Here is a 23322-nt window from a genome sequence, read left to right as displayed (position 1 = left end):
GGGGGGGTCCCCCCCTGCCGGGGCGCGGGGGGCGCTTGGCCGGGGGGGGGGGGGGGCGCGCCCCCCGGGGGCCCGGCGCCCCGGGCCCCGCGGGGCCCCCCCGCCCCCCCCGGCTGCGACGGGAGGAGCGACCGCAGCCCGTCCCGGTAGTGCACGGCCAGCGCCTCGCGCTCCGCCGGCAGCACCAGGCGGTACGGATCGCTGTTCTCCTTGAGTTGTCCCGCTGCCGCCTCCATCAGCGGATCGGCCCCCGGTCTCGGCGCGGCGTGCAGCACGACGGTGCCCCGCCTCCCGGGCATGAGCGTCACCGACGCCAACGCCTCGTACGGCACCCGCCTTTCGCGCAGCGCTTGGAAGAGCCTCGGCGTGCGGATCCCCCGTTCGAAGCGGATGACGAGGGCGTCGCTCTCGAGTTCCCAGGTGGCATGAATTCCGGCCAGCACATCACCCATACGGCTCATCGTAAGCGGCGTGCGCCCGTGCGTCGCCCCTATGAAAGGTCCCGACATTGCGTGATCTACGCGCGTCAGTGCCCTTCCGGGCCGGATATTCCTTCGCGACAGGCACTGTCGGGGCGTGCGCGGACCAGGCGCGGTGCGCTCCGACGACCTCCGGGCGCGGCCGCGCCGGTCACCCGGGCAGCCCCCGGGCCCCGTGGGGCCTCAGGGGCGGGGCCTCATGCCGGTCGGTCCCGCCAGCGCTGGGCGAGGGCCGGTCCGAGGTGGTCGAGGTACTCCTCGGTGAGGGCGCGGATGGACTCCAGGCTCTGCTCGCCACCCCGGCCCCACATCTGCCCGGTCACCCGCATCACCCCGCTGAACGCGGCCACCGCGATCCGGGGGCGCGGGTCCTCGTCGACGTCGAGGCCCTCGCGCCCGGCGATGATCCGGGCGATGGTCTCCTCCATCTCGGTCGACCGGCGCAGATGGACGGCGAGGAGCGCGGGCGTCGACTCGATCATCTGATAGGTGCGCAGGTAGAGCTCCACCGGGACGACCTCTTCAATGGCCTCGCCGATGGTGTCCCAGGCGCACAGCACGGCGTTGCGCATCGCGTCGAAGGGGCCCTCGTCCGGGGGGCGCCGCCCGAGGGCCCGGACGAAGCGCTCCTCCACCATCTGCTGGACGTCGAAGGCGACCTCCTCCTTGGAGGAGAAGTAGCGGAAGAAGGTGCGCTGGGAGACCTCGACGGCGTCGACGATCTCGTCGACGGTGGTCTGCTCGTACCCCTGGGTCGTGAAGAGTTCCAGCGCCACCCGAATCAGTGCGTCGCGCGTGCGCTGCTTCTTCCGCTCGCGCAGTCCGGGCACGGGAACGGTCACGTCTCAGGTCCTCTTTCCAGCCGTTTCGTCCGACTCAGCGTACCTGTGAGCTACGTGACAGTTACCGTCGCGTGAATCGCTTTGTCAATTGTCAGTGACTGTCATTAGCCTCGTTCCCATGACTAGTCAGACCACCGTGGAAAAGGCCCCGCAGGGTCAGGGGGGTGCCCGGGAACCCGCCTCGGTCCCGGCGAAGGGACTGCGCGGCCACCCGTGGTTGACGCTGTTCGCCGTCGCCGTGGGCGTCATGATGGTGGCGCTGGACGGCACGATCGTCGCCATCGCCAATCCCGCCATCAAGAACGACCTCGGCGCCACCCTCGCCCAGGTCCAATGGATCACCAACGGCTATCTGCTCGCACTGGCCGTCGCCCTGATCACCGCCGGCAAGCTCGGCGACCGCTTCGGTCACCGGCAGACCTTCCTCATCGGCATCGCCGGTTTCGCCGCCGCCTCCGGCGCGATCGGCCTGTCCCACTCCATCGGCGCGGTGATCGCCTTCCGCGTGCTGCAGGGCCTCTTCGGCGCCCTGCTGATGCCGGCCGCCCTCGGCCTGTTGCGCGCCACCTTCCCCGCCGAGAAGCTCAACATGGCGATCGGCATCTGGGGCATGGTCATCGGCGCCTCCACGGCCGGCGGCCCGATCGTCGGCGGCCTGCTCGTCGAGCACGTCAGCTGGCAGTCCGTCTTCTTCGTCAACGTGCCGGTGGGCGTGGTCGCGCTCGTCCTCGGCCTGCTCATCCTCAAGGACCACCGCGCCGAGAACGCGCCGCGCTCCTTCGACCTCCTCGGCATCCTGCTGCTCTCCGGTGCCATGGCGTCCCTGGTCTGGAGCCTCATCAAGGCCGGTGAGTCCTGGGGCTGGTCGAGCGGCATGACCTGGGGCTGCCTGCTCGGCGCGCTCCTGCTGTTCCTGGTGTTCGCCCTCTGGGAGACCAAGGCCAAGGAGCCGCTGATCCCGCTGGCGATGTTCCGCTCCCTGCCGCTCTCGGCCGGCGTGGTGCTGATGGTGCTGATGGCCTTCGCCTTCATGGGCGGCCTCTTCTTCGTGACCTTCTACCTCCAGGGCGTGCAGGGGCTCAGCCCGGTCGACAGCGGCCTGCACCTGCTGCCGCTGACCGCGATGATGATCGTCTCCTCGCCGCTGGCCGGCGCCCTGATCACCAAGTTCGGCCCGCGCGTGCCGCTCGTCGGCGGCATGGTCTGCACGGCCGTCGCCATGTTCGGCATGATCTCGCTCACCGCCGACACCGGAACCCTCGCGATGTCGCTCTGGTTCGCGCTCCTCGGTCTGGGCCTCGCCCCGGTCATGGTCGGCGCCACCGAGGTCATCGTCGGCAATGCGCCGCTGGAGCTCTCCGGCGTGGCCGGTGGCCTGCAGCAGGCGGCCATGCAGGTCGGCGGCGCGCTCGGCACGGCGGTGCTCGGTGCCGTCATGTCCTCGAAGGTCGCCGATGCCTTCGCGGGCAACTGGCAGGAGGCCGGCATCCCGGCCCCCTTCGACCCGCGACTGGAGCAGGCCGCCGAGTTCGGCATGGCTCCGCCCGAGCTGGCCCAGGCGCCGGGCATGACCCCCGGTCTCCTCCAGCAGATCACCGGCGTCATCCACGACACCTTCCTGGAGGGCATGGGCCTCGCCTTCACCGTTGCCGGCGTCGTCGCGGTCGTCGCGGCCCTCGTCGCCATGCTCACCAAGCGTGGCGAGAACGCCGAGGCCGGCGGCATGGGCGGCGGTCACATCTGACGTCGACCGGTTCCCCTCGGGGGTTCCGTCGACCGGTTCCCTTCGGGGTTCCCGTAGGGGGTCGTCACCCGTTCGCGTGAACGGGGGCGGCCCCCCTTCCGTCGCCGGGTTCGCCTCCGCCATGCTCTTCATTACAGAGAGTGACGAAACGGGGGTTCCTCGACATGCAGAAGAAGACCATTCCCCTGGGCACGGCCCTCACGGCCGCCCTCCTTGCCGCCCTGCTGGCGGCCCCGGCCGCGCCGGCGGTGGCGAGCCCGGTCACGGCCCCGTCCGCCCGGACGGCGGCGGTGCCCCCACCGGTCGCAGCACCCCGGACCGCCCCCCGGTCGGGCACGGCCCTCGGGGCGTGCGGCCCCGGTCGGCTCTGCCTCTGGCCCAAGCCCGACTTCAAGGGCAGGCCCTGGACGTACGAACTGGCCGGCACCGACATCGAGAGCTGCATCGCCCTGCCGCCGGGCACCTCGGCCCAGTCCCTCGCGAACCGCACCGGGCGGCCGGTCACCACGTACCAGTCGGCCGAGTGCGGGGAGACGGGAGAGTTCGAGACCTATCCGGGACGGGGGACGTGGGTGCCGCGGGAGGCCTATGAGGTCAGGGCCTTCAAGATTTGGGAGCGCTAGGCGAGGGCACCTCGTGGTGCTCCCGTTGCTCCGGCGGGGTCGAGAGGCGCGCCACCTCCGCACGGAGCTCGCGGACCTCCAGGGTGAGCGACTCCAGGAGCTCGATCTGCCGGCGTTCCATCACGTCGTCGCGCTCGAAGCGGGAGATGAACCACGCTGCGATGTTGGCCGTGACGACACCGAGCAGCGCGATGCCCGAGAGCATCAGGCCCACCGCGAGGACCCGGCCGAGCCCCGTGGTCGGGGCGAGGTCTCCGTAACCGACCGTGGTCATCGTGGTGAAGGACCACCAGACCGCGTCGCCGAGCGTCTTGATGTTGCCGTCCGGGGCGTCCCGCTCGACGTGCAGCACGGCCAACGAGCCGAACATCATCAGTCCGGCCACCGAGCCCGCCACATAGGTGGTGAGCGTTATCTGCGGGGCCATTCTGGCCCGCCGGCCCACGAGGAGGAGCGTGGCGACGAGTCGCAGCAGCCGCAGCGGCTGCATCATCGGCAGTATCACCGCGAGCAGGTCCAGCAGATGGCTGCGTACGAAGGACCAGCGGTCCGGGGCGAGCCAGAGACGGGCGAGGTAGTCGAAGGCGAAGGCAGCCCAGACGATCCACTCGACGTAGGTGCAGATCTGGTGCACCCACGGCTCGGCGCCGGGCGTCACGATCGGCACCGCATAGGCGGCGCCGAAGGCGATCGCGAGCACCAGGAGCGGCGTTTGGGTGCGCTCTTCCCAGCGGGACTTCATCACGGGCATGCCTGGCATGGTAGGTAATGGCGAAGGGCGGCGGAATCGGGTCCCACCGCCCTTCACCAGCTGAAATCAGGTCGACCGGAAGGTCTCGATCAGGCGTCGCCGCCCGCGGCGCCCGGGTCGGCGGCCGTCACGTCGAGCAACTGGTAGCGGTCCACGGCCTGCTTCAGGGCCGACCGCTCGACCTTGCCCGTGCGGGCGAGCTCGGTCAGCACCGCGAGCACGATCGACTGCGCGTCGATGTGGAAGTAGCGGCGGGCCGCACCCCGGGTGTCCGCGAAGCCGAAGCCGTCCGCGCCCAGCGAGGTGTACGGGCCGGGCACCCAGCGTGCGATCTGGTCCGGCACCGCGCGCATCCAGTCCGAGACCGCGACGAAGGGTCCCCCGGCGCCCTGGAGCTTGCGCGTCACGTAGGGGACGCGCTGCTCTTCGTCCGGGTGGAGCAGGTTGTGCTCCTCGACGGCCACGGCCTCCCGGCGCAGCTCGGTCCAGGAGGTCGCGGACCACACGTCGGCCCGGACGTTCCACTCCTCGGCGAGGATGCGCTGTGCTTCGATCGCCCAGGGGACCGCGACGCCGGAGGCCATGATCTGTGCCGGGATCGCGCCGGCCTCGCCCGCCTTCAGACGGTGGATGCCCTGGAGGATGCCGTCCACGTCCACGTCCTCGGGCTCTGCCGGGTGCTGGATCGGCTCGTTGTAGACGCTCAGGTAGTAGAAGACGTCCTCGGCCTCGGGACCGTACATGCGGCGCAGGCCGTCCTTGACGATGTGCGCGATCTCGAAGCCGAACGCCGGGTCGTAGGAGATGCAGGCCGGGTTGGTCGAGGCCAGCAGGTGGGAGTGGCCGTCGGCGTGCTGGAGGCCCTCACCCGTCAGGGTCGTCCGACCGGCCGTCGCACCGAGCACGAAGCCGCGTGCCAGTTGGTCGGCCATCTGCCAGAACTGGTCGCCGGTCCGCTGGAAACCGAACATCGAGTAGAAGACGTACACCGGGATCAGCGGTTCGCCGTGCGTGGCGTAGGCGGAGCCCGCCGCGATCAGCGAGGCCGTGCAGCCGGCCTCGGAGATGCCGTCGTGCAGCATCTGGCCGGTCGGCGACTCCTTGTAGGCGAGGAGGAGTTCGCGGTCCACCGCCTCGTACTGCTGGCCCAGCGGGTTGTAGATCTTGGCGCTCGGGAAGAAGGCGTCCATGCCGAAGGTGCGGTACTCGTCGGGGGCGATCAGCACGAAGCGCTTGCCGATCTCCTTGTCCCGCATGAGGTCCTTCAGGATGCGGACGAAGGCCATCGTGGTGGCGATCGACTGCTGCCCCGAGCCCTTCTTGGCCGCCGCATAGGTCTTGTCGTCGGGGAGGGCCAGCGGCTTCGCCCGCACGACGCGGGTGGGGACGTACCCGCCCAGCGCCTTGCGGCGGTCGTGCATGTACTGGATCTCTTCGGAGTTCCGGCCCGGGTGGTAGTACGGCGGCAGGCCGTCCTCCAGCTGCCGGTCCGTCACCGGGATGTGCAGCCGGTCGCGGAAGCGCTTGAGGTCGTCGACCGTCAGCTTCTTCATCTGGTGGGTCGCGTTGCGGCCCTCGAAGTTCGGACCCAGCGTCCAGCCCTTGACGGTCTGCGCGAGGATCACGGTCGGCTGGCCGGCATGGGCCTTCGCCGCCGCGTAGGCCGCGTAGATCTTCTTGTGGTCGTGGCCGCCACGGCCCAGGTGCAGCACCTGTTGGTCCGACATGTTCTCGACCATGGCCCGCAGCCGGTGGTCGTCTCCGAAGAAGTGGTCCCGGATGTAGCCGCCGGTCTCCGTGGCGTAGGTCTGGAACTGCCCGTCCGGGGTGGTGTTCAGCTTGTTCACCAGGATGCCGTCGCGGTCCTGGGCGAGCAGCGGGTCCCAGGAGCGGTCCCAGATGAGCTTGATGACGTTCCAGCCGTTGCCGCGGAAGATCGACTCCAGCTCCTGGATGATCTTGCCGTTGCCGCGGACCGGGCCGTCGAGCCGCTGGAGGTTGCAGTTGACGACGAAGGTGAGGTTGTCCAGTCCCTCGCGGGCGGCGATGGAGAGCTGGCCGAGCGACTCGACCTCGTCCATCTCGCCGTCGCCGAGGAACGCCCAGACGTGCGACTTCGAGGTGTCGGCGATGCCGCGCGCCTCCATGTACCGGTTCATCCGGGCCTGGTAGATCGCTCCGAGCGGGCCGAGGCCCATGGAGACGGTCGGGAACTCCCAGAAGTCCGGCATCAGCCGCGGGTGCGGATACGAGGACAGGCCGTTCGGGAACTTCGACCTCTCCTGGCGGAAGGCGTCGAGCTGGGTCTCGTTCAGCCGGTCGAGCAGGAAGGCGCGGGCGTAGATGCCGGGGGAGGCGTGTCCCTGGAAGAAGATCTGGTCGCCGCCGTCCCCCTCGTCCTTGCCACGGAAGAAGTGGTTGAAACCGACGTCGTAGAGCGAGGCGGAGGAGGCGAAGGTCGCGATGTGGCCGCCGACGCCGATGCCCGGGCGCTGGGCGCGCGAGACCATCACGGCCGCGTTCCAGCGGGTGGCGTTGAGGACCTTGCGCTCGATCTCCTCGTTTCCGGGGAAGAAGGGCTCGTCCTTGGTGGCGATGGTGTTGACGTAGTCCGTGCTGCGCATCTCGGGCACGGCCACGCGCTTCTCGCGGGCCCGCTCGATCAGGCGGAGCATGAGGTAACGGGCCCGCTCGCGGCCCCGCTCGTCCACGGCCGCGTCGAGGGAGTCGAGCCATTCCTGGGTCTCTTCCGGGTCGAAATCCGGGACCTGGCTGGGAAGGCCGCCAATGATGATCGGGTTGCGATCGGATCCGGGAGCCACGCTCTTCCTTCGCTGTTCGGTGGTGCCCACGGGGCCACGGGCTGGTCGGGATGTCCATCGTGTACCCCGCCGACGCCAGACGTCACATTTACCGAGGGGTAACCCCCGGGGGGTGCTTCGCCCTGCCTTCCAGGTGTCCGGTGCGGTCAAATCGCAACCTTACGCCCAACTCGCGCATGCGTTTCGTCCGGGCGTTCGGCAGACTGAAACCGCAGAAGTCAGCAAACCGGGATGAAGCATCTGTCCACGAGTGAGGCGGAAGGGGCGACGATGCCGGAAGTTGCGGCGAGACGGCCCCAAACGTCACCGTTTCGGCGGTCTCCAGGGCCGGGTACTTGCGCGATCCACCCCGGCACGTGTGGACTACGGCCAGAGCCACGCGCCCACGCGTGGCCCACAGCATTTTCCGAATGAGCAGGAGGCAAGCCGTGAGCGCGACCGCGGACCACGCGGAGGAGCGGACCAACCCGGCAGCGAGGCTGGGGTTCGAGCCCGGACAGGTGGTCCAGGAGATCGGCTACGACGACGACGTCGACCAGGATCTCCGTGAAGGCATCGAGTCCGTCATCGGGACCGAGCTCATGGATGAGGACTACGACGACGTCGCCGACGCCGTCGTGCTCTGGTTCCGTGACGAGGACGGGGACCTCACCGACGCACTGGTGGACTCCATCGGTCTCCTGGAGGACGGCGGCGTGATCTGGCTGCTGACGCCGAAGACCGGCCGTGACGGCTACATCGAGCCGTCCGACATCAACGATGCCGCGCAGACAGCGGGTCTCTCCCAGACCAAGAGCATCAGCGTCGCCAAGGACTGGGCGGGTGCCCGCCTGGTCGCCCCCAAGCGCTGACCGACACGTGGTGAGAAGCCCCCGCCGCCCGCCGGCGGGGGCTTTCGCGTGCAGGCCGTAGGGTGGGTTTCACCAGTACGGCCCCGTGCCCGGGCCCCGTTGGAAGGGACGAGTGAGCGATGGCGATCGAGGTCGGCACCAAGGCTCCGGAATTCGAGCTCAAGGACAACCACGGCAGGACCGTGCGGCTCTCCGACTTCCGGGGCGAGAAGAACGTGGTGCTGCTCTTCTACCCGTTCGCCTTCACCGGCGTCTGCACCGGTGAGCTCCGTGAGCTCCGGGACAACCTCCCGACCTTCGTCAACGACGACACGCAGCTGCTCGCCGTCTCCAACGACTCCATCCACACCCTTCGGGTCTTCGCCGACCAGGAGGAGCTGGAGTTCCCGCTGCTCTCCGACTTCTGGAAGCACGGCGAGGCGTCCCGCGCCTACGGCGTCTTCGACGAGGACAAGGGCTGCGCGGTCCGCGGGACCTTCGTCATCGACAAGGAGGGCATCGTCCGCTGGACCGTGGTGAACGCCCTGTCGGACGCCCGCGAGCTGGACCAGTACGTCAACGCCCTCGACGCCCTTTGAGCGGTTCCGGACCGACACCAGTCGATTCACGGGGTGAATCGACTGTTTCGACCGGGAACCCGTCACTAGGATCCAGACGTTGATCCGATGCCAATGCACGACTGGGGGCGCTGCCCCTGGAAACCTATGGAGGGACTCGTGGGAGTCAGCCTCAGCAAGGGCGGCAACGTCTCGCTGACCAAGGAGGCCCCTGGCCTCACCGCCGTGACCGTCGGTCTGGGCTGGGACGTCCGCACCACCACCGGTACGGACTTCGACCTCGACGCCAGCGCCATTCTGGTGAGCGAGGCCGGCAAGGTCCGCAACGACCAGGACTTCGTCTTCTTCAACAACCTGAAGAGCGCCGACGGATCGGTCGAGCACACCGGCGACAACCTCACCGGCGAGGGCGAGGGCGACGACGAGCAGGTCAAGGTCAACCTGGCCGGCGTCCCGGCCGACGTGGCCAAGATCGTCTTCCCGGTCTCGATCTACGACGCCGAGAACCGCCAGCAGTCCTTCGGCCAGGTGCGCAACGCGTTCATCCGCGTCGTGAACCAGGCCGGCGGCACCGAGATCGCGCGGTACGACCTCTCCGAGGACGCCTCGACCGAGACCGCGATGGTCTTCGGCGAGCTGTACCGCCACGGCGCGGAGTGGAAGTTCCGTGCCGTCGGCCAGGGGTACGCCTCGGGTCTGCGCGGCATCGCGCAGGACTTCGGCGTCAACGTCTGAGCCGAACCGTTCGAACCGTCCGGCGCCGCACGTCCCGTGCGGCGCCGGACGTGCCTCATTACCACCGGGGAGGAACCCGATCATGGGCGTCACGCTCGCCAAGGGAGGCAATGTCTCCCTCTCCAAGGCCGCACCCAACCTCACCCAGGTCCTCGTGGGGCTCGGTTGGGATGCGCGCTCCACCACCGGAGCCCCCTTCGACCTCGATGCCAGCGCCCTGCTGTGCCAGGCCGGCCGGGTGCTCGGGGACGAGTACTTCGTGTTCTACAACCAGCTCCGCAGTCCCGAGGGGTCCGTCGAACACACCGGCGACAACCTCACCGGCGAGGGTGAAGGCGACGACGAGTCCCTGATCGTCGACCTCACCAAGGTGCCGGCCCACTGCGACAAGATCGTCTTTCCGGTGTCCATCCATGACGCCGATAACCGCGGGCAGAGCTTCGGCCAGGTCAGCAATGCCTTCATCCGCGTGGTGAACCAGATGGACGGGCAGGAACTCGCCCGCTACGACCTCTCCGAGGACGCTTCCACGGAGACCGCAATGATCTTCGGCGAGCTCTACCGGTACAACGGCGAATGGAAGTTCCGTGCCGTTGGCCAGGGGTACGCGTCCGGCCTGCGGGGCATCGCTCTAGACTTCGGGGTCAACGTTTCGTAAAGCCATGTAATTTCATGATGGGGTAGACAGTGATTCTGAAAACCTTCGGCTGGTCGTTCGCGATCACTGCCCTCGGTCTGGCGACGGCGGTGCTCTACGGAGGCTGGGAGGCCTTCGGGATCGTTGCGATCCTCTGCGTTCTCGAGATCTCGCTCTCCTTCGACAACGCCGTGGTCAACGCCGGAATCCTGCAGAAGATGAATGCCTTCTGGCAGAAGATCTTCCTCACGATCGGCGTGCTCATCGCCGTCTTCGGCATGCGCCTCGTCTTCCCCGTCGTGATCGTCGCCATCAGTGCGAAGATCGGCCCGATCGAGGCCGTGGACCTCGCGCTCAACGATGCGGACAGGTACCAGGAGCTGGTGACCGACGCGCACCCGTCGATCGCCGCCTTCGGTGGCATGTTCCTCTTGATGATCTTCCTCGACTTCATCTTCGAGGACCGTGACATCCAGTGGCTGCGCTGGATCGAGCGTCCGCTCGCCAAGCTCGGCAAGGTCGACATGCTGTCGGTCTGCATCGCGCTGATCATCCTGCTCATCACGTCGATGACCTTCGCGACCCACGCCCACCAGCACGGTGGCGCACACGTCGACAAGGCGCAGACGGTCCTGATCTCCGGCATCGCCGGCCTCATCACGTACCTCGTCGTCGGCGGCCTCTCCGGCTACTTCGAGAACCGGCTGGAGGAGGAAGAGGAGCGCGAGCACGAGGTCGAGGAAGAGGCCCGGCGCAGCGGCAAGAAGGTTTCCGCGGTCCAGCTCGCCGGCAAGGCCGCCTTCTTCATGTTCCTCTACCTGGAGGTCCTCGACGCGTCCTTCTCCTTCGACGGCGTCATCGGAGCCTTCGCCATCACCAACGACATCGTCCTGATGGCCCTCGGCCTCGGCGTCGGTGCCATGTACGTCCGTTCGCTGACGGTCTACCTGGTCCGCCAGGGCACCCTCGACGACTACGTCTACCTGGAGCACGGCGCCCACTACGCCATCGGCGCCCTGGCCGTGATCCTGATGGTCACCATCCAGTACGAGATCAACGAGGTCATCACCGGCCTCGTCGGCGTCGTCCTGATCGCCTGGTCCTTCTGGTCCTCCGTCCGCCGCAACAAGGCGCTCGCGGCGGCCGAAGGCGGATCGGGTTCCTCGGACGACAAGACCGAGGTGCCGTCCGGGGTGTGACGCCCCCGGCAACGAGGAACGCTTCACTGCGGGGCGGCGGGTGCACCCGCCGCCCCGCAGGCGTGCGCACGGCAATGACGATCAGTGGGGGTGAAGGCGGCATGGCCTTCTGGGACAACCTTTTTCCGGGGAGGGCGGCGCAGTTCGACTCGGGCAGCGCGGCGTCGAACGCGATCGACCTGACGAAACGGCGGCCGTCCGTCTCGCTGACCAAACAGGACGCCGCCGGCGGCAACCTGCGGGTGAACCTCTCCTGGCGGATGCGCAGCTCCGACATCGAAGGACGGTCCCGCCAGAGCGGGCGACTGCTGCGCAACCCCTCCCAGCTCTTCAAGCCCGAGGTCGTCCAGGCCCACACCCAGGGCATGGTCAACGTCGACCTCGACCTCGGCTGCCTCTACGAGCTCGCCGACGGCAGCAAGGGCGTCGTGCAGCCGCTCGGAGGCTTCTTCGGGGACCTCAACACCGCCCCGTACGTGAAGCTGAGCGGGGACGACCGCTTCGGCGGCTCCTCGGGAGAGACGATCTTCGTCAACCTGGACCACAAGGACGAGATCAAGAGGCTGCTGTTCTTCGCGTACATCTACGACCAGACGCCCGCCTTCGACCGCACCCACGCCAAGGTCACGCTCTACCCGAGCAACGGCCCCCGCATCGAGATCGAACTCGACGAGCGCGCCCCGCAGGCCCGCTCCTGCGCGGTCTTCTCGATGGACACCGTGAAGGGCGAGCTGATGGTGCGCCGCGAGGTGCGCTTCGTGTACGGCTTCCAGGCCGAACTGGACCGGCTCTACGGCTGGGGACTCCAGTGGGGGCGCGGCTACAAGACCAAGGCGTAGCGCCCTGCGGTCACGTGCGGACGAACTGCGGACCCATCGGCGGCATCCGGAACTCCGCCACCGGGTTCTGCTCCGGAGCGGCCACCGGCTGCGGATAGCCGTACGCCGGTGCCGGGGCGCTCTCCGGCCGCTGCGGATAGCCGTACGAGGGCGCCCGGTCCGGCATCGGAGGCACGGCCGGCTGCGGCGGCACGGGGCGGTGGACCACGGTCGCGTCGAGGTCGGGGGAGGCGGAACCGGTGGCGTGCGGCTCCTCGGCCGCCGCGGGCCCCTGGGCTTCGGAGGCGTCGTCGGAGCCCGGGGCGTTCGAGGCGGCCTCCTCGTCGGCGTCCTCGTCGACCGAGACGCCGAAGTCCGTGGCGAGGCCCACGAGCCCCGTCGGATAGCCCTGACCCACGGCGCGGAACTTCCAGCCGTCCCCGCGCCGGTAGAGCTCCCCGCAGATCACCGCTGTCTCCTCGCCGGTCTCCGCCGTCACGTCGAACAGGGCCAAGGGCTCCTGCTCGGGCCCGGCCGCCGCGTCGTACAGCAGGATCCGCAGGTCGGAGACGGACCGGAAGGTGCCGCCGTCGGAGGACGCCGCGACCACCACCCGGTCGACCGAGTCGTCGAGCGCGGCCAGATCGGCTTCCAGGGTGTCCGTCAGCCCGTCGGAGACCCGCTTCTTCGGCAGGTGCCGCACCAGGCCCGAGGGATGGCGCGGCTGGTTGTAGAAGACGAAGTCCTCGTCGGACCGCACACGCCCGGAAGGCCCGACGAGGAGGGCCGAGGCATCCACGTCGGGGACCCCGGGGCCCGGGGTCCAGCAGAGCACGGCCCGTACGGCCGCGGTGTCGAGAGGGACGTTGGAGCCCTTCAGCATCGCGTGCGTCATGACCGCAATCCTGCCCTCCCGCCCGACCCGCGGACAACGCGGGGGCACCATCGAAGGTGGGAAGGGGAGACGGATGCTGACGAGTTACCTGAATGTCATGCATGGAGGGAACTACGGACACCCGCACCTACGTACTATTACCGGCCACATCTCATCAGGGCCTGGAGAGGCAGACGGGGGCTTTACATGCGTCATTTCGGGCACCTCCCGCCCGCTGTGCGGGCAGGACTGTTCCACCGCGAGCCGGCCGAGTTCACGGCCGACTCGCCCGCCCGTACGCTTGCCGTGGCCCTGGGGGCCACCCTCTACAGCCCGGCCACCCGGCCCCAGCTCGCCGACGCCGTCCGCAAACAAGCCCGGCGCGGAGTGGTCTCCATGGTCCTCTGCCTGGAGGATTCCATCAGCGATGCCGAGGTCGAGACGGGCGAGGCCAACCTCGTCCGGCACTTCGCCGACCTCGCGGCCGGAGCCGCGGCCGACGCCACCCCGCTGCCCCTGCTCTTCATCCGGGTCCGGGAACCGCACCAGATCACCGACCTCGTCGACCGCCTCGGCGACTCGATCGGGCTGCTGTCCGGATTCGTACTTCCCAAGTTCACCGAGCACCGTGGACGCCCCTTCCTCGAAGCGCTCACCCAGGCCGAGCAGACGAGCGGCAGGCCCCTCTTCGCCATGCCCGTCCTCGAGTCCCCCGAGCTCCTCCACCTGGAGACCCGGGCCGAGACCCTCGCCGGGATCGCTTCGATCACCAACAAGTACCGCGACCGCGTCCTCGCCCTCCGCCTCGGCGTCACCGACTTCTGCTCCGCCTACGGGCTCCGCCGCTCGCCCGACATGACGGCCTATGACGTCAAGATCGTCGCGAGCGTGATCGCCGACGTCGTCAACGTCCTCGGTCGTTCCGACGGCACCGGCTTCACCGTCACCGGACCCGTCTGGGAGTACTTCCGCCCCGGCGAGCGCATGTTCAAGCCCCAGCTGCGCCGCAGCCCCTTCCTGGAGGGCAGCGCCGAAGACCTCCGCACCGCCCTCATCGAGCACGACCTCGACGGACTGCTCCGCGAGATCGAACTCGACCGGGCCAACGGCCTCCTCGGCAAGACCTGCATCCACCCCACCCACGTGGTGCCGGTGCACGCCCTCTCCGTCGTCAGCCACGAGGAGTGGAGCGACGCCCAGGACATCCTCCGACCCGAACGGGACGGGGGCGGAGTGCTTCGCTCCGCGTATACGAACAAGATGAACGAGGTGAAGCCGCATCGCGCGTGGGCCGAGCGCACCCTCCTGCGCGCCGAGGCCTTCGGCGTCGCCAGGGAGGACGTCGGCTTCGTGGATCTGCTCACCGCCGGGCTCGCCGGCTGACGAAGGGACATCGACGACGTGGTGTGGACCGGAACGTGGGTCGCGGAGCGACTGGGCGTCGAACTGATCGGCGACGAGGCGCTACCGGCCCTGTTGGGCCTCGCACTGCGCCGCAACCCCAAACGCGCGCACCTGCTGGTCTCCAGCGTGCTCGGCAAGCACGTGCCGCAGCGCCCCTCCGTCGTGTACGGCTCCGGCCTCGACCTCGGCCGGCGCGTCCGCGAACTCCTCGGCGACGAGGAGGCCGCCCGGTCCGTCGTCCTCGGCTACGCGGAGACCGCCACCGCCCTGGGACACGCCGTCGCCGACGGCCTCGGCCCCGCCCCCTACCTCCACTCCACCCGGCGACCGGTGGCCGGCGCCGTCCGCGCGGGCGGCTTCGAGGAGTCCCACTCCCACGCCACCTCCCACCTGCTGCTCCCCGAGGACCCGGAGCTCCTCGCGGGCAACGGGCCGCTGGTCCTCGTCGACGACGAGTTCTCCACCGGCAACACCGTCCTCAACACCATCCGCGCCCTGCACGGGGACCACCCGCGGGAGCGGTACGTCGTCGTGGCCCTCGTCGACATGCGGTCCGCCGCCGACCACGACCGCCTGGACGCCTTCGCGACCGAGATCGGCGCCCGCATCGACCTGATCGCCGGTGCGGCCGGCACGGTCCGCCTCCCGGACGGCGTCCTGGAGAAGGGCCAGGCCCTGGTGGCGGAACACGAAGGCGCACCCGGGACCCACGCCCCCGCACGAGCACCGGAGACCGGCCCCGCCGGGGACGTCCCGGGCCTTCCCGCAGCACCGCCCCCCGAGCCCCTCCCACCGGCGTCCCGGGGGCCGCACGTGCGGGTGGAGCTCGGATGGCCCGGGGGGCTGCCCGACGGCGGCCGGCACGGCTTCACGACCGAGCACCGGGAACGCCTGGAGACGGCCCTGCCCGCCATGGCGGACACGATCGCCCTGGCCCTCCCGCCGGCGGCACGCCCCGCAGGCCCCCGGCCCCGCGTCCTCGTCCTCGGCTGCGAGGAACTGATGTACGCGCCGCTGCGCCTCGGCACCGCCCTGGAGGACGCCGGCCACGACGTCCGCTACTCCACCACCACCCGCTCGCCCGTCCTCGCCGTGGACGACCCCGGCTACGCGATCCGCACCCGGATCGTCTTCCCCGCCCACGACGACCCCGCGGACGGCCCCGGCGAGCGCTACGCCTACAACGTGGCGGGCGCCGGCTTCGACGCCGTCGTGCTCGTCGTCGACTCCGCCGCCGACACCCCGTTCCTCCACGCGGCGGACGGCCTGCTGGCCCGACTCGCCGCGCACGTTCCGCACGTCGTGCTCGCCGTCGTCCCCTCGTACGTGCCCCGGGGCACCGGAGCGCCCGAGGCGCCCGACACCCCCGAAGCTCCCGAAGCTCCCGAAAGGAGCTCCATGCTGCCCGAGCCCCTCCGCGGCCCCGCCTTCTCCTCGTACGCCCCCGAAGAGGTCGGCTGGCTGCTCCAGGACCTCTCGGACGTCGAACTCGAAGCCCCCACCGAGGAACGCGAGGAGGCCATCCAGAGCGGCGGCGCCCACTACGCCGAATCGCTCCCCGTCGAGTACCAGCCCAGCGCCCGCTACCAGGAGCTCTTCCGCACAGCCCTGGAAAGCTCCGCCACACGGATGGCGCGCGCCGTCGGCACCGTCACCGAAACCGTCCTCGCCGAACGCTCCCCCCGGCCCGTGCTCGTCTCCCTCGCCCGTGCCGGCACCCCCGTCGGCGTCCTCATGCGCCGCTGGGCGCAGGCCCGGCACGGCCTCGACCTCCCGCACTACGCCGTCTCCATCGTCCGCGGTCGCGGCATCGACGCCAACGCGCTGCGCTGGCTCGCCGCCCACCACGACCCCACCGACGTCGTCTTCGTCGACGGCTGGACCGGCAAGGGCGCCATCACCCGCGAACTCGCCGAAGCGATCGGCGGGTTCGCGGGCTTCGACCCGGAGATCGCGGTCCTCGCCGACCCCGGCTCCTGCGTCCGCACCTACGGCACCCGCGAGGACTTCCTCATCCCCTCCGCCTGCCTCAACTCCACCGTCTCCGGACTGATATCGCGCACCGTCCTCCGCTCCGACCTCGTCGGACCGAACGACTTCCACGGCGCCAAGTTCTACCGCGAGCTCGCCGGAGCCGATGTCTCCCGGGCCTTCCTCGACGCCGTCGCCGACCGCTTCGACGAGGTCGCCGCGGCCGTCGACACGGACGTCAAAGAACTCCTGGCCACCGACCGCACCCCCACCTGGGAGGGCTGGGCGGCCGTCGAGCGGATCAGCGAGGAGTACGGCATCCACGACGTCAACCTGGTCAAGCCGGGCGTCGGCGAGACCACCCGCGTCCTGCTGCGCCGCGTCCCCTGGAAGATCCTCGCCAAGCGGGGCGCCGGCGCCGACCTCGCACACGTCCGCCTGCTCGCCGAACAACGCGGCGTACCCGTCGAAGAGGTCGACCACCTCCCCTACAGCTGCGTGGGACTCATCCACCCCCAGTACACGAAGGGCGCGACGGGCGCCGACGGGAAGGCGGTGGCGTCCCAGTGAGCACCCCCACGCACGCCCGGACCCTGGTCGCGAGCGACCTCGACCGCACCCTCATCTACTCGTCCGCGGCCCTCGCCCTCGGCATGCCCGACACCCAGGCGCCCCGACTGCTCTGCGTCGAGGTGCACGAGTCCAAACCGCTCTCCTACATGACCGAGCAGGCGGCGGACCTCCTCGCGCGACTCACCGACGAGACCGTCTTCGTCCCCACCACGACGCGCACCCGCAAGCAGTACCAGCGCATCCAACTCCCGGGCACCGCACCGGCGTACGCGATCTGCGCCAACGGCGGACACATCCTCGTCGACGGCGTCCCCGACCAGGACTGGCACGCCACCGTCCTGCGCAGGATCGCCGACGCATGCGCCCCGCTCTCCGAGATCCGCGCCTACCTGACCGCCACCACGGACCTCTCCTGGGTGCGCAAGCACCGGGTGGCCGAGGACCTGTTCGCCTATCTCGTCGTCGAGCGGGAACGACTTCCCGGCGACTGGCTGGACCGCTTCGACGGCTGGGCGGGCGACCGCGGCTGGACGGTCTCCCTCCAGGGCCGCAAGGTCTACGCCGTTCCGAAGCCGCTCACCAAGAGCGCGGCCGTCCGCGAAGTCGCCCGCCGAACCGGCGCCACCCTCACCCTGGCAGCCGGCGACTCCCTCCTCGACGCCGATCTCCTGCTCGCCGCCGACCGGGCCTGGCGCCCGGGCCACGGGGAGCTCGCCGACAGCGACTGGACCGCACCCCACCTCGACGTCCTCGCCGAACGCGGAGTGGCGGCGGGGGAGGAGATCCTCCGCCGCTTCCGGGCCGCAGCCGCCGCCTGAACCGGGCTCAGCCGCAACAACCCCCACCGCAACAACCGCCACCACCACCGCCGCCACCCGCGCTCCGCGCGGGCGCGGCGGTGCTTCCGCCGACGGCCACGGCCGACAGCAACTTCACGGTGTCGTCGTGACCGGCCGGGCAGTCGGCCGGAGCGGAGGACTCGGCCATGGGACGGCTGAGCTCGAAGGTGTCGCCGCAGGTGCGGCAGCGGTATTCGTAACGAGGCATGCCACCAGGCTAGCGGCGCGGGCCCTCCGACAGCAGGGCCCGGCCCCGTCCTCAGTGCCCCGGACCGGAGCCCCGTTCCTCCCGGATCTGGCCGACGACCCGCGAGACCGTGGCACGCACCGCCTCCAGCTCGCCCAAGAAGTGCCAATAGTCGGGATGGCGCCCCTCCAGCCCCTCCACCGCCCGGTCGATCCGGGCGACGGCGTCGTCAAGGGGCCGGGCATGGCGCGGATCGGGAGTGTTCCGCCCCGCCATCGCGAGCCGCTGGGCGTCCCGCACCGCGAACCGGGTGCGGTCGATCTCCGCCTTCGGATCCTTCGCGACGGCGTCCAGACGGCGCAACCGCTCCCCGGCGGCCGAGACGGCCTCGTCGGTCGAGTCCAGCAGCGCACGGACCGTGGCGAGCAGCGACGTCGCATCGGGCCAGCGCTGCTCGGCCCGCGCCTGCCCGGCCTCCGCCAACCGCTCCCCGGCCTGCCGAAGGGACGCGGCGGCCTGCTCGGGAACCTGCTGGAGGTCCTGCCAACAAGCCGCCGAGAAACGCCGCCGCAGCTCGGACAGGACGGGCTCGACGCCCCCCGTCCGGGTGGTCAGCGCCTCGGTACGGGTACGCAGCGAAACCAGGCGCCGGTCGATCTCGGCGGCCCGCTCGGGCAGCCGCTCGGCCTCGGCCCGCACCGCCTCGGCGGCCCGCAGCACCCGATCGGCCCGCTGCAGGGTCTCGGCCACACCGTGCTGCCCCGCCCCCTCGTTGAGCCGGGTCAACTCGGGCCCCAGCTGGGCGAGGCGCAGGGCGAGGTCATCGGCGCGCAGCCCGCCCTCCCGCACCGCATCGAGGGCGCCGCTCGCACCCCGCAGTGCCTGACGGGCCCGCTCCACGGCCGGCGCGAGCCGGGCGAGCTGCGTCTCGGCCCGCCCGAGGAGCGGCCCGAGCCCCTCCTCGAACCGGTCCAACTCGCCCTTGACCCGGTCCAGCTCCTCCTTGGCCCGGGTCAGCTCGGAGCGGGCCCGACCGGCCGTGGCCGCGTCCAGCTCGTCCCGGTCGAGGTCGTGGGCGTCGACGGCGGAGATGTATGCGTGGCTGACCTCGTCGATCCGCCTCCCGAGGGCCTCGAAGCCCTCGACGGCACGACGGGCCTCGGGCGAACCGTCCACGGCAGTGATCGTCTCGATGGAGATGCGCAAGCCGCGCTGCGCGGTGTCCAACTCGTAGAAGGCGGCAGCGGCGGCGTCCTTGGCGGCCTGCGCCTCGGCCCGCTGTCCCTCACCGCGCCCGCCGAACCAGCGCCGGGTGCCGCCGCCCGCGAAGGACTGCGGCAACAGCGCACCCACCAGGAGCGGCAGCGCCCACGCCAGCCGGAACGTGGAGGAAATCCTGGGCGTCGCACTGCCCCTTGCGTCGCTCGCCGCCACGTACCTCTCCCGTGCTGTGTCCGTCGTGCCCGGTCCGGTTCATTCTCCCACCCGGTGAGGACGAACACACGGGCCGGTCAGTTCACCGTCCGGGCGGTGACGTCGCCGTTGTTGCTCCGCAGGTTCACGGAGCGCCCGCTGCCGTCGCCGCGGGGCACGCCGAGACGGACGCGACCGTTGCCGCTGCTGCCGGACACCTCGTACACGGCCGTGGGCAAGCCCACCGTGACGTCGCCGTTGTCGGTGACGACGTCGACCGCGCGGGGAACGGCCCCGAGGGTGATCCGTACGTCACCGTTGCCGGACCGGACCGGACCGGACCGGGCCGTGACCCGGGGCGCGGTGACGGAGCCCTCGACCACGACGCTCCCGTTGTCGCTGCCGAGGTCGAGGTCCGCGCTCGCTCCGACCACCCGCACGTTCCCGTTGCCGGACCGCACCTTCAACGGCGTGCTCAACCCTTCGGCCACCACGCCACCGTTGTCCTCCTCGACGGTGACGGTGACCCTGCGGGGCACCTGGATCCGGTGCACGGCCGCACAACTGGCGGCGACCGCGTCGCAGACCACCCGCAGCGTGAGCCGCCCGTCCACCAGCTTCCAGCTGGCCTCGGGCCCCGACCCCATGAACACCCACCCGTCGACCTGCCGCTCCACCCGCACCTCGTCGATGTCGGCGGGCGCGATCACCAGCTTGGAATCGTCCGAGTCGATGGTGAGCGCCCCACCGGCGAACGCGAACGCCTTCCGCTCCACCGGAGCCCTCTGCGCATCGGCACCTCCACAACCGGCGACCGCGACCACGGCGATTCCGGAAGCGAGCAGTGTGACAAACGCACGGCGGCGTACGGTCATGACGATCAAACCCCCAGGGACGGCACCAACGGTCCCCCCCGAACGTAGGGCCCCGCTACCCCCCGTCACCACGGTGCGACCCACCGCCCCGAAGGTGGGGCCACCCCCACCCCCCGCCCCACCGAAGACCTCCCTGTGCCGCATCCCCCCGCGGGCCATGTACGCTGTTGTCCCTTCCACGGGTGCGTAGCTCAGGGGTAGAGCGCTGCTCTTACAAAGCAGATGTCGGCGGTTCGAAACCGTCCGCGCCCACCAGTAGGTCGTACGACAAAGGCCCAGGTCACCGGTACTGAACCGGGGGCCTGGGCCTTGTTCGTTCTTTGGGCGGGGAAGCGGGGGAGGGGCGTCGTGCCAGTTACGTGCCAGATGACTCGTCGGACTCCGCAGGCCGGACCTTTTTGATCTGCTCGTCGACATGGTCGGCGATCGCCTGGTCACGACCGTTCACCAGGTGCTGATAGATCAGCGCGGCCCGCACCGACGAGTGCCCCATCCGCTGCATCAGCTCACGCGTCGTGGCGCCGCCGGTCGCGGCGAGGGTGTTCCCGGTGTGGCGCAGATCGTGGAAGTGGACGTCTCGGAGGCCGGTGGCCTTCAGGGCCCGCAGCCACAGCCGGCGGAAGTTGTTCCGGCGCAGCTGCCCGCCGCGGGCTCCGGTGAAGACCAGCCCCGTCCGACCGGGCTCGGCATAGACGGCGAGATGAGTGGCAAGGACTTCCGCTAGCGAGGCCGGGAAGGCGACAGTGCGCACACCGGCCGCGCTCTTGGGCGTCTTGACCAGGATGCCGTCGGTACGGGTCTCGGCCAGGGAACGCCGTACTGCGACGGTTCGCCGGTCAAGGTCGACGTCATGCCGTTGAAGCGCGGCGAGCTCCCCGAAGCGGAGCCCGGTGAAGGCTGCCAGCAGGATGAACACCCGGAAGCGCGCCGGCACGGCGTCGGCGAGCTGAAAGACCTCGGTGACGTCGAGGAACGGCCGCTCGGCCGTCTTGGCCGCTCCGGCACCCTTGATGCGGCAGGGGTTGCGCTGGATCAGCTCGTCGTCGACCGCGGTGTTCATGATGGCGCGGAGGATCTGGTACGCCTTGGCGACCGTCGGCTCGCCGACACCCGACTCCAGGAGGCCGGCACGCCAGCGACGGATCTGGGGTGTGGTGATCTCACTCAGGACCACCTCCGCGAAGGTCGGCAGGATGTGGAGGCGCAGCGCGCTGCCGTTGCGTTCGCGGGTGGTCGCGGCATAGTCGCGCTCCTTGAACCAGGCGTCGGCGTACACCCCGAAGAGAACCTTGTCGTCCGGGTTCTTCCACTTGCCGTCGATGATCTCCGCTTCCTTGCGGACGAGCCACCGATCGGCGTCGGTCTGCGAGGCGAACGTCTCGGGAGCCGATCGCGTGATCCCGTCGGGTCCCTGATAGCGAGCCTGGAACCGTCCTGACGGCAACTTGCGTACGGCACCGAAGCGTCGCCGCTTTCCCTTGCCGTTCGCCATCAGGCCACCGCCGCGAATCGTCGACGAGTAGTGATCGGCTGGACGGTATGGGCGACAACGAATTCCTCCAAGGCCCGCTCAGGAATGCGGACATGCCGCCCCACCTTGACGAAGGCGATCCGGCGCTCGGCGATGAGCCGACGCGGAAACCTCTCGGTGGTGCCGAGGAGTTCGGCGGCCTGGCCCACGGTCAGCAGTCGGTCGGTCATGCGGGTGCTCCCTCCAGGGCGAGTTGGTCGCGTAGGGCTTCGCGGGCGGTTTCGCGGTTGAGCTGGATGTCCCGGGCGATGGAGGCGGCGAGGGCGGCCTCACCAGGGGAGTGGCCTTGGCCGACGTAGGACCAGGAGGTGAGGACTAGGACGGTGTCCGGCTCGATGTCGTCGAGGCCGCGGGCGGTGCGATCTTGGGCGGCGCGGTAGTCGGCGCGGGTCTGGCGGAGCTCGCTCAGAGTGGTGGAGTACTGGCGGGACTTGGTGGAGAAGTGGCCGCGGAATCCGAGCATGTGAGCCCAGGCGAGGAGGCGGCGGTCGGGGTAGAGCGGGTCGAGGTCGAAGCAGGCTTCGACGAGGCGGCGAGTGTGGTCGGGGACGCCGAGGAGGACCAGGGCCTCACGGTTGCCGATGCGGCGGTCGAGGCTGCCGGTGGTCTCGGCGGCCTTAGTGGCGTACTTGGCGATGTAGGAGGCGACGGCCTGTTCGGTGATGTCGGAGCCGTCACCGAAGGCTTTGACGGGCCGGATGTCGAGCTGGGTGCCCCAGCGGAGGCGACGTAACGGCTGATGGCCAGTGGCGGGGACGGTGACGGTCGTGTACGCGTGGGTGGCGGCGGCGCGGATGGCGTCGGTGAGGTGTTCGGTGGTCGCCCACGACGGCGGCGGGGAGTCGGGGCCGTCTGGGCCGTCGATGCGGACGACGGAGTGGAAGTGGACGGCGCCCCGCTTCTGGAACTCGGCGACCTTCCCGTACGAGATGCGGGCGACTTCCTTCAGCTCCCTCTGCGAGAGGCCGGCCACGGCGGCGATCTCCCGGCGGAGGCGAGTAGTGAACCGCTGCCAGAGCTGCCCGGCGTGGTTGTTGAAGAGGACGGCGGCGGCGTAGTCGTACGAGTTGGGGTCGAGCGGCGTGCCAAGGGCAGCATCGTCCTCGGAGTGGCGGGCGCCGCAGCGACAGGGCCGGGTGCCGGGACGGTTGTGGACCGGTCCGAAGGACGGGGCGGTGAGAGTAAGGAACACGCGGGGGTGATCGCGGACGGTGGCGGGGATGTCCCGGCGGGCGTCTCCGGCGAGGCCGGCGCGGATGAGGTGGAAGGTGTCGCCCGCGTACGTCCAGGCGCAGGCGGGGCAACGGGAGGCTCGGCGGTTGCCGCAGGCGATCCGGAGCCGTGCGCCCGGTTCGGCGTCGGTGGAGTATCGGTGGAGGGTCTCGCCGGTGGTCTTGTCCCGGGCGAGGGTCCAGCCCTGGAGGTGGATGGGGTGGGAGCAGCCGCCGGTGCGGTGGATCTGCTCCTTCCAGCGGTCGAAGCCGGGAGCCCCGGCCACCAGGAGCATGTCGCCCAGGGTGGCGGTGTCGAATCCCGCCGACGAGGCAGCTGGGACGGTCATCATGGAGTGCTTCCTTCTGGTTCTGCGAGCTGGGTG

22 protein-coding genes and 1 tRNA gene are annotated in these 23322 nt (G+C 70.2%); 12 read left to right on the top strand and 11 right to left on the bottom strand.

The features are described 5' to 3' along the window. Together ACFW22_RS14420 and ACFW22_RS14415 are read right to left on the bottom strand one after the other, a co-directional pair. Nucleotides 1-452: DUF4429 domain-containing protein (locus tag ACFW22_RS14420; protein ID WP_386403107.1), on the bottom strand; the 452-nt coding region annotated here is incomplete at its 3' end. Between the two features lie 224 nt (nt 453-676). Beyond that, nucleotides 677-1321 carry a TetR family transcriptional regulator gene (locus tag ACFW22_RS14415; protein ID WP_386403104.1) on the bottom strand — a complete coding sequence of 215 codons (645 nt, stop codon included), beginning with the start codon at nt 1319-1321 and terminating at the stop codon, nt 677-679. A 118-nt stretch (nt 1322-1439) separates the two neighbouring features. On the opposite strand from ACFW22_RS14415, the gene ACFW22_RS14410 reads away from it, so the two are divergent. After that, nucleotides 1440-3065 (top strand): MFS transporter, encoded by a 1626-nt coding sequence (locus ACFW22_RS14410; RefSeq protein WP_386403101.1) that lies wholly within the window; start codon nt 1440-1442, stop codon nt 3063-3065. 164 nt (nt 3066-3229) lie between these two features. Continuing rightward, on the top strand, nt 3230-3688 hold the full coding sequence (locus ACFW22_RS14405; RefSeq protein WP_386403237.1) for a peptidase inhibitor family I36 protein: 459 nt from the start codon (nt 3230-3232) through the stop codon (nt 3686-3688). On the opposite strand, the gene ACFW22_RS14400 is transcribed toward ACFW22_RS14405, so the two are convergent. Together ACFW22_RS14400 and aceE are read right to left on the bottom strand one after the other, a co-directional pair. Further along, entirely contained in the window at nt 3669-4448 is a 780-nt protein-coding gene (locus ACFW22_RS14400) for a potassium channel family protein (RefSeq protein ID WP_386403098.1), read from the bottom strand. The two genes, ACFW22_RS14405 and ACFW22_RS14400, sit on opposite strands and share 20 nt — an antisense overlap. Before the next feature lie 80 nt (nt 4449-4528). Continuing rightward, complete coding sequence (gene aceE / locus ACFW22_RS14395; RefSeq protein WP_386403095.1) at nt 4529-7261, bottom strand: pyruvate dehydrogenase (acetyl-transferring), homodimeric type; 2733 nt, start codon at nt 7259-7261, stop codon at nt 4529-4531. Between the two features lie 428 nt (nt 7262-7689). On the opposite strand from aceE, the gene ACFW22_RS14390 reads away from it, so the two are divergent. From ACFW22_RS14390 to ACFW22_RS14365, 6 genes are all read left to right on the top strand, one after another. Next, entirely contained in the window at nt 7690-8112 is a 423-nt protein-coding gene (locus ACFW22_RS14390) for a DUF3052 domain-containing protein (protein ID WP_386403092.1), read from the top strand. Nucleotides 8113-8231: 119 nt separating this feature from the next. Then, complete coding sequence (locus ACFW22_RS14385) at nt 8232-8690, top strand: peroxiredoxin (protein ID WP_386403089.1); 459 nt, start codon at nt 8232-8234, stop codon at nt 8688-8690. Between the two features lie 138 nt (nt 8691-8828). Further along, entirely contained in the window at nt 8829-9404 is a 576-nt protein-coding gene (locus tag ACFW22_RS14380) for a TerD family protein (protein ID WP_384885889.1), read from the top strand. 82 nt (nt 9405-9486) lie between these two features. Then, nucleotides 9487-10062, top strand: coding sequence for a TerD family protein (locus ACFW22_RS14375; RefSeq protein ID WP_384885452.1), 576 nt, complete (start codon nt 9487-9489; stop codon nt 10060-10062). A 29-nt stretch (nt 10063-10091) separates the two neighbouring features. Further along, the gene (locus tag ACFW22_RS14370) at nt 10092-11240 is read left to right on the top strand and encodes a DUF475 domain-containing protein (RefSeq protein ID WP_386403084.1); all 1149 of its coding nucleotides are present in this window, start codon (nt 10092-10094) and stop codon (nt 11238-11240) included. A 101-nt stretch (nt 11241-11341) separates the two neighbouring features. Further along, nucleotides 11342-12079: a Tellurium resistance gene (locus tag ACFW22_RS14365; RefSeq protein WP_386403234.1), complete on the top strand. Its 738-nt coding sequence runs from the start codon at nt 11342-11344 to the stop codon at nt 12077-12079. 10 nt (nt 12080-12089) lie between these two features. Here ACFW22_RS14365 and ACFW22_RS14360 read toward each other — a convergent pair whose 3' ends face one another. Further along, nucleotides 12090-12962 carry a TerD family protein gene (locus ACFW22_RS14360; protein ID WP_386403231.1) on the bottom strand — a complete coding sequence of 291 codons (873 nt, stop codon included), beginning with the start codon at nt 12960-12962 and terminating at the stop codon, nt 12090-12092. Nucleotides 12963-13139: 177 nt separating this feature from the next. Here ACFW22_RS14360 and ACFW22_RS14355 point away from each other — a divergent pair, with 177 nt between their 5' ends. From ACFW22_RS14355 to ACFW22_RS14345, 3 genes are read left to right on the top strand one after another with little or no spacing between them, the layout of a single operon-like run. Continuing rightward, nucleotides 13140-14315 (top strand): HpcH/HpaI aldolase/citrate lyase family protein, encoded by a 1176-nt coding sequence (locus ACFW22_RS14355; RefSeq protein ID WP_386403081.1) that lies wholly within the window; start codon nt 13140-13142, stop codon nt 14313-14315. Between the two features lie 18 nt (nt 14316-14333). Continuing rightward, nucleotides 14334-16877, top strand: a complete 2544-nt coding sequence (locus ACFW22_RS14350; protein WP_386403079.1) for a phosphoribosyltransferase — start codon at nt 14334-14336, stop codon at nt 16875-16877. Beyond that, entirely contained in the window at nt 16874-17698 is an 825-nt protein-coding gene (locus tag ACFW22_RS14345; protein ID WP_386403076.1) for an HAD family hydrolase, read from the top strand. The genes ACFW22_RS14350 and ACFW22_RS14345 overlap by 4 nt, the downstream gene beginning before the upstream one ends. A gap of 7 nt (nt 17699-17705) precedes the next feature. Here the strand turns inward: ACFW22_RS14345 and ACFW22_RS14340 are convergent, their stop codons facing one another. From ACFW22_RS14340 to ACFW22_RS14330, 3 genes are all read right to left on the bottom strand, one after another. Continuing rightward, on the bottom strand, nt 17706-17927 hold the full coding sequence (locus tag ACFW22_RS14340; RefSeq protein WP_386403073.1) for a zinc ribbon domain-containing protein: 222 nt from the start codon (nt 17925-17927) through the stop codon (nt 17706-17708). A gap of 51 nt (nt 17928-17978) precedes the next feature. Further along, entirely contained in the window at nt 17979-19301 is a 1323-nt protein-coding gene (locus ACFW22_RS14335; protein ID WP_386403228.1) for a hypothetical protein, read from the bottom strand. Between the two features lie 116 nt (nt 19302-19417). After that, the gene (locus ACFW22_RS14330; protein ID WP_386403070.1) at nt 19418-20194 is read right to left on the bottom strand and encodes a hypothetical protein; all 777 of its coding nucleotides are present in this window, start codon (nt 20192-20194) and stop codon (nt 19418-19420) included. 180 nt (nt 20195-20374) lie between these two features. Between ACFW22_RS14330 and ACFW22_RS14325 the strand changes: the two genes are divergently transcribed. Next, nucleotides 20375-20449, top strand: a tRNA-Val gene (locus ACFW22_RS14325). A gap of 100 nt (nt 20450-20549) precedes the next feature. Here the strand turns inward: ACFW22_RS14325 and ACFW22_RS14320 are convergent. The 3 genes from ACFW22_RS14320 to repSA are packed head-to-tail and all read right to left on the bottom strand — an operon-like array spanning nt 20550 to nt 23289. After that, complete coding sequence (locus tag ACFW22_RS14320; protein WP_386403067.1) at nt 20550-21686, bottom strand: tyrosine-type recombinase/integrase; 1137 nt, start codon at nt 21684-21686, stop codon at nt 20550-20552. Further along, nucleotides 21686-21895, bottom strand: coding sequence for an excisionase family DNA-binding protein (locus tag ACFW22_RS14315; protein ID WP_148002459.1), 210 nt, complete (start codon nt 21893-21895; stop codon nt 21686-21688). Before ACFW22_RS14315 ends, ACFW22_RS14320 begins: the two co-directional genes overlap by 1 nt. Next, nucleotides 21892-23289, bottom strand: a complete 1398-nt coding sequence (gene repSA / locus ACFW22_RS14310) for a replication initiator protein RepSA (protein WP_386403063.1) — start codon at nt 23287-23289, stop codon at nt 21892-21894. The genes ACFW22_RS14315 and repSA overlap by 4 nt, the downstream gene beginning before the upstream one ends. Nucleotides 23290-23322 lie beyond the last annotated feature (33 nt).

This window comes from Streptomyces sp. NPDC058872 (assembly GCF_042743065.1).
Lineage (GTDB): Bacteria > Actinomycetota > Actinomycetes > Streptomycetales > Streptomycetaceae > Streptomyces.
Note: the sequence above shows the minus strand (reverse complement) of the source record. Positions and strands in the feature narration are given on the sequence as shown.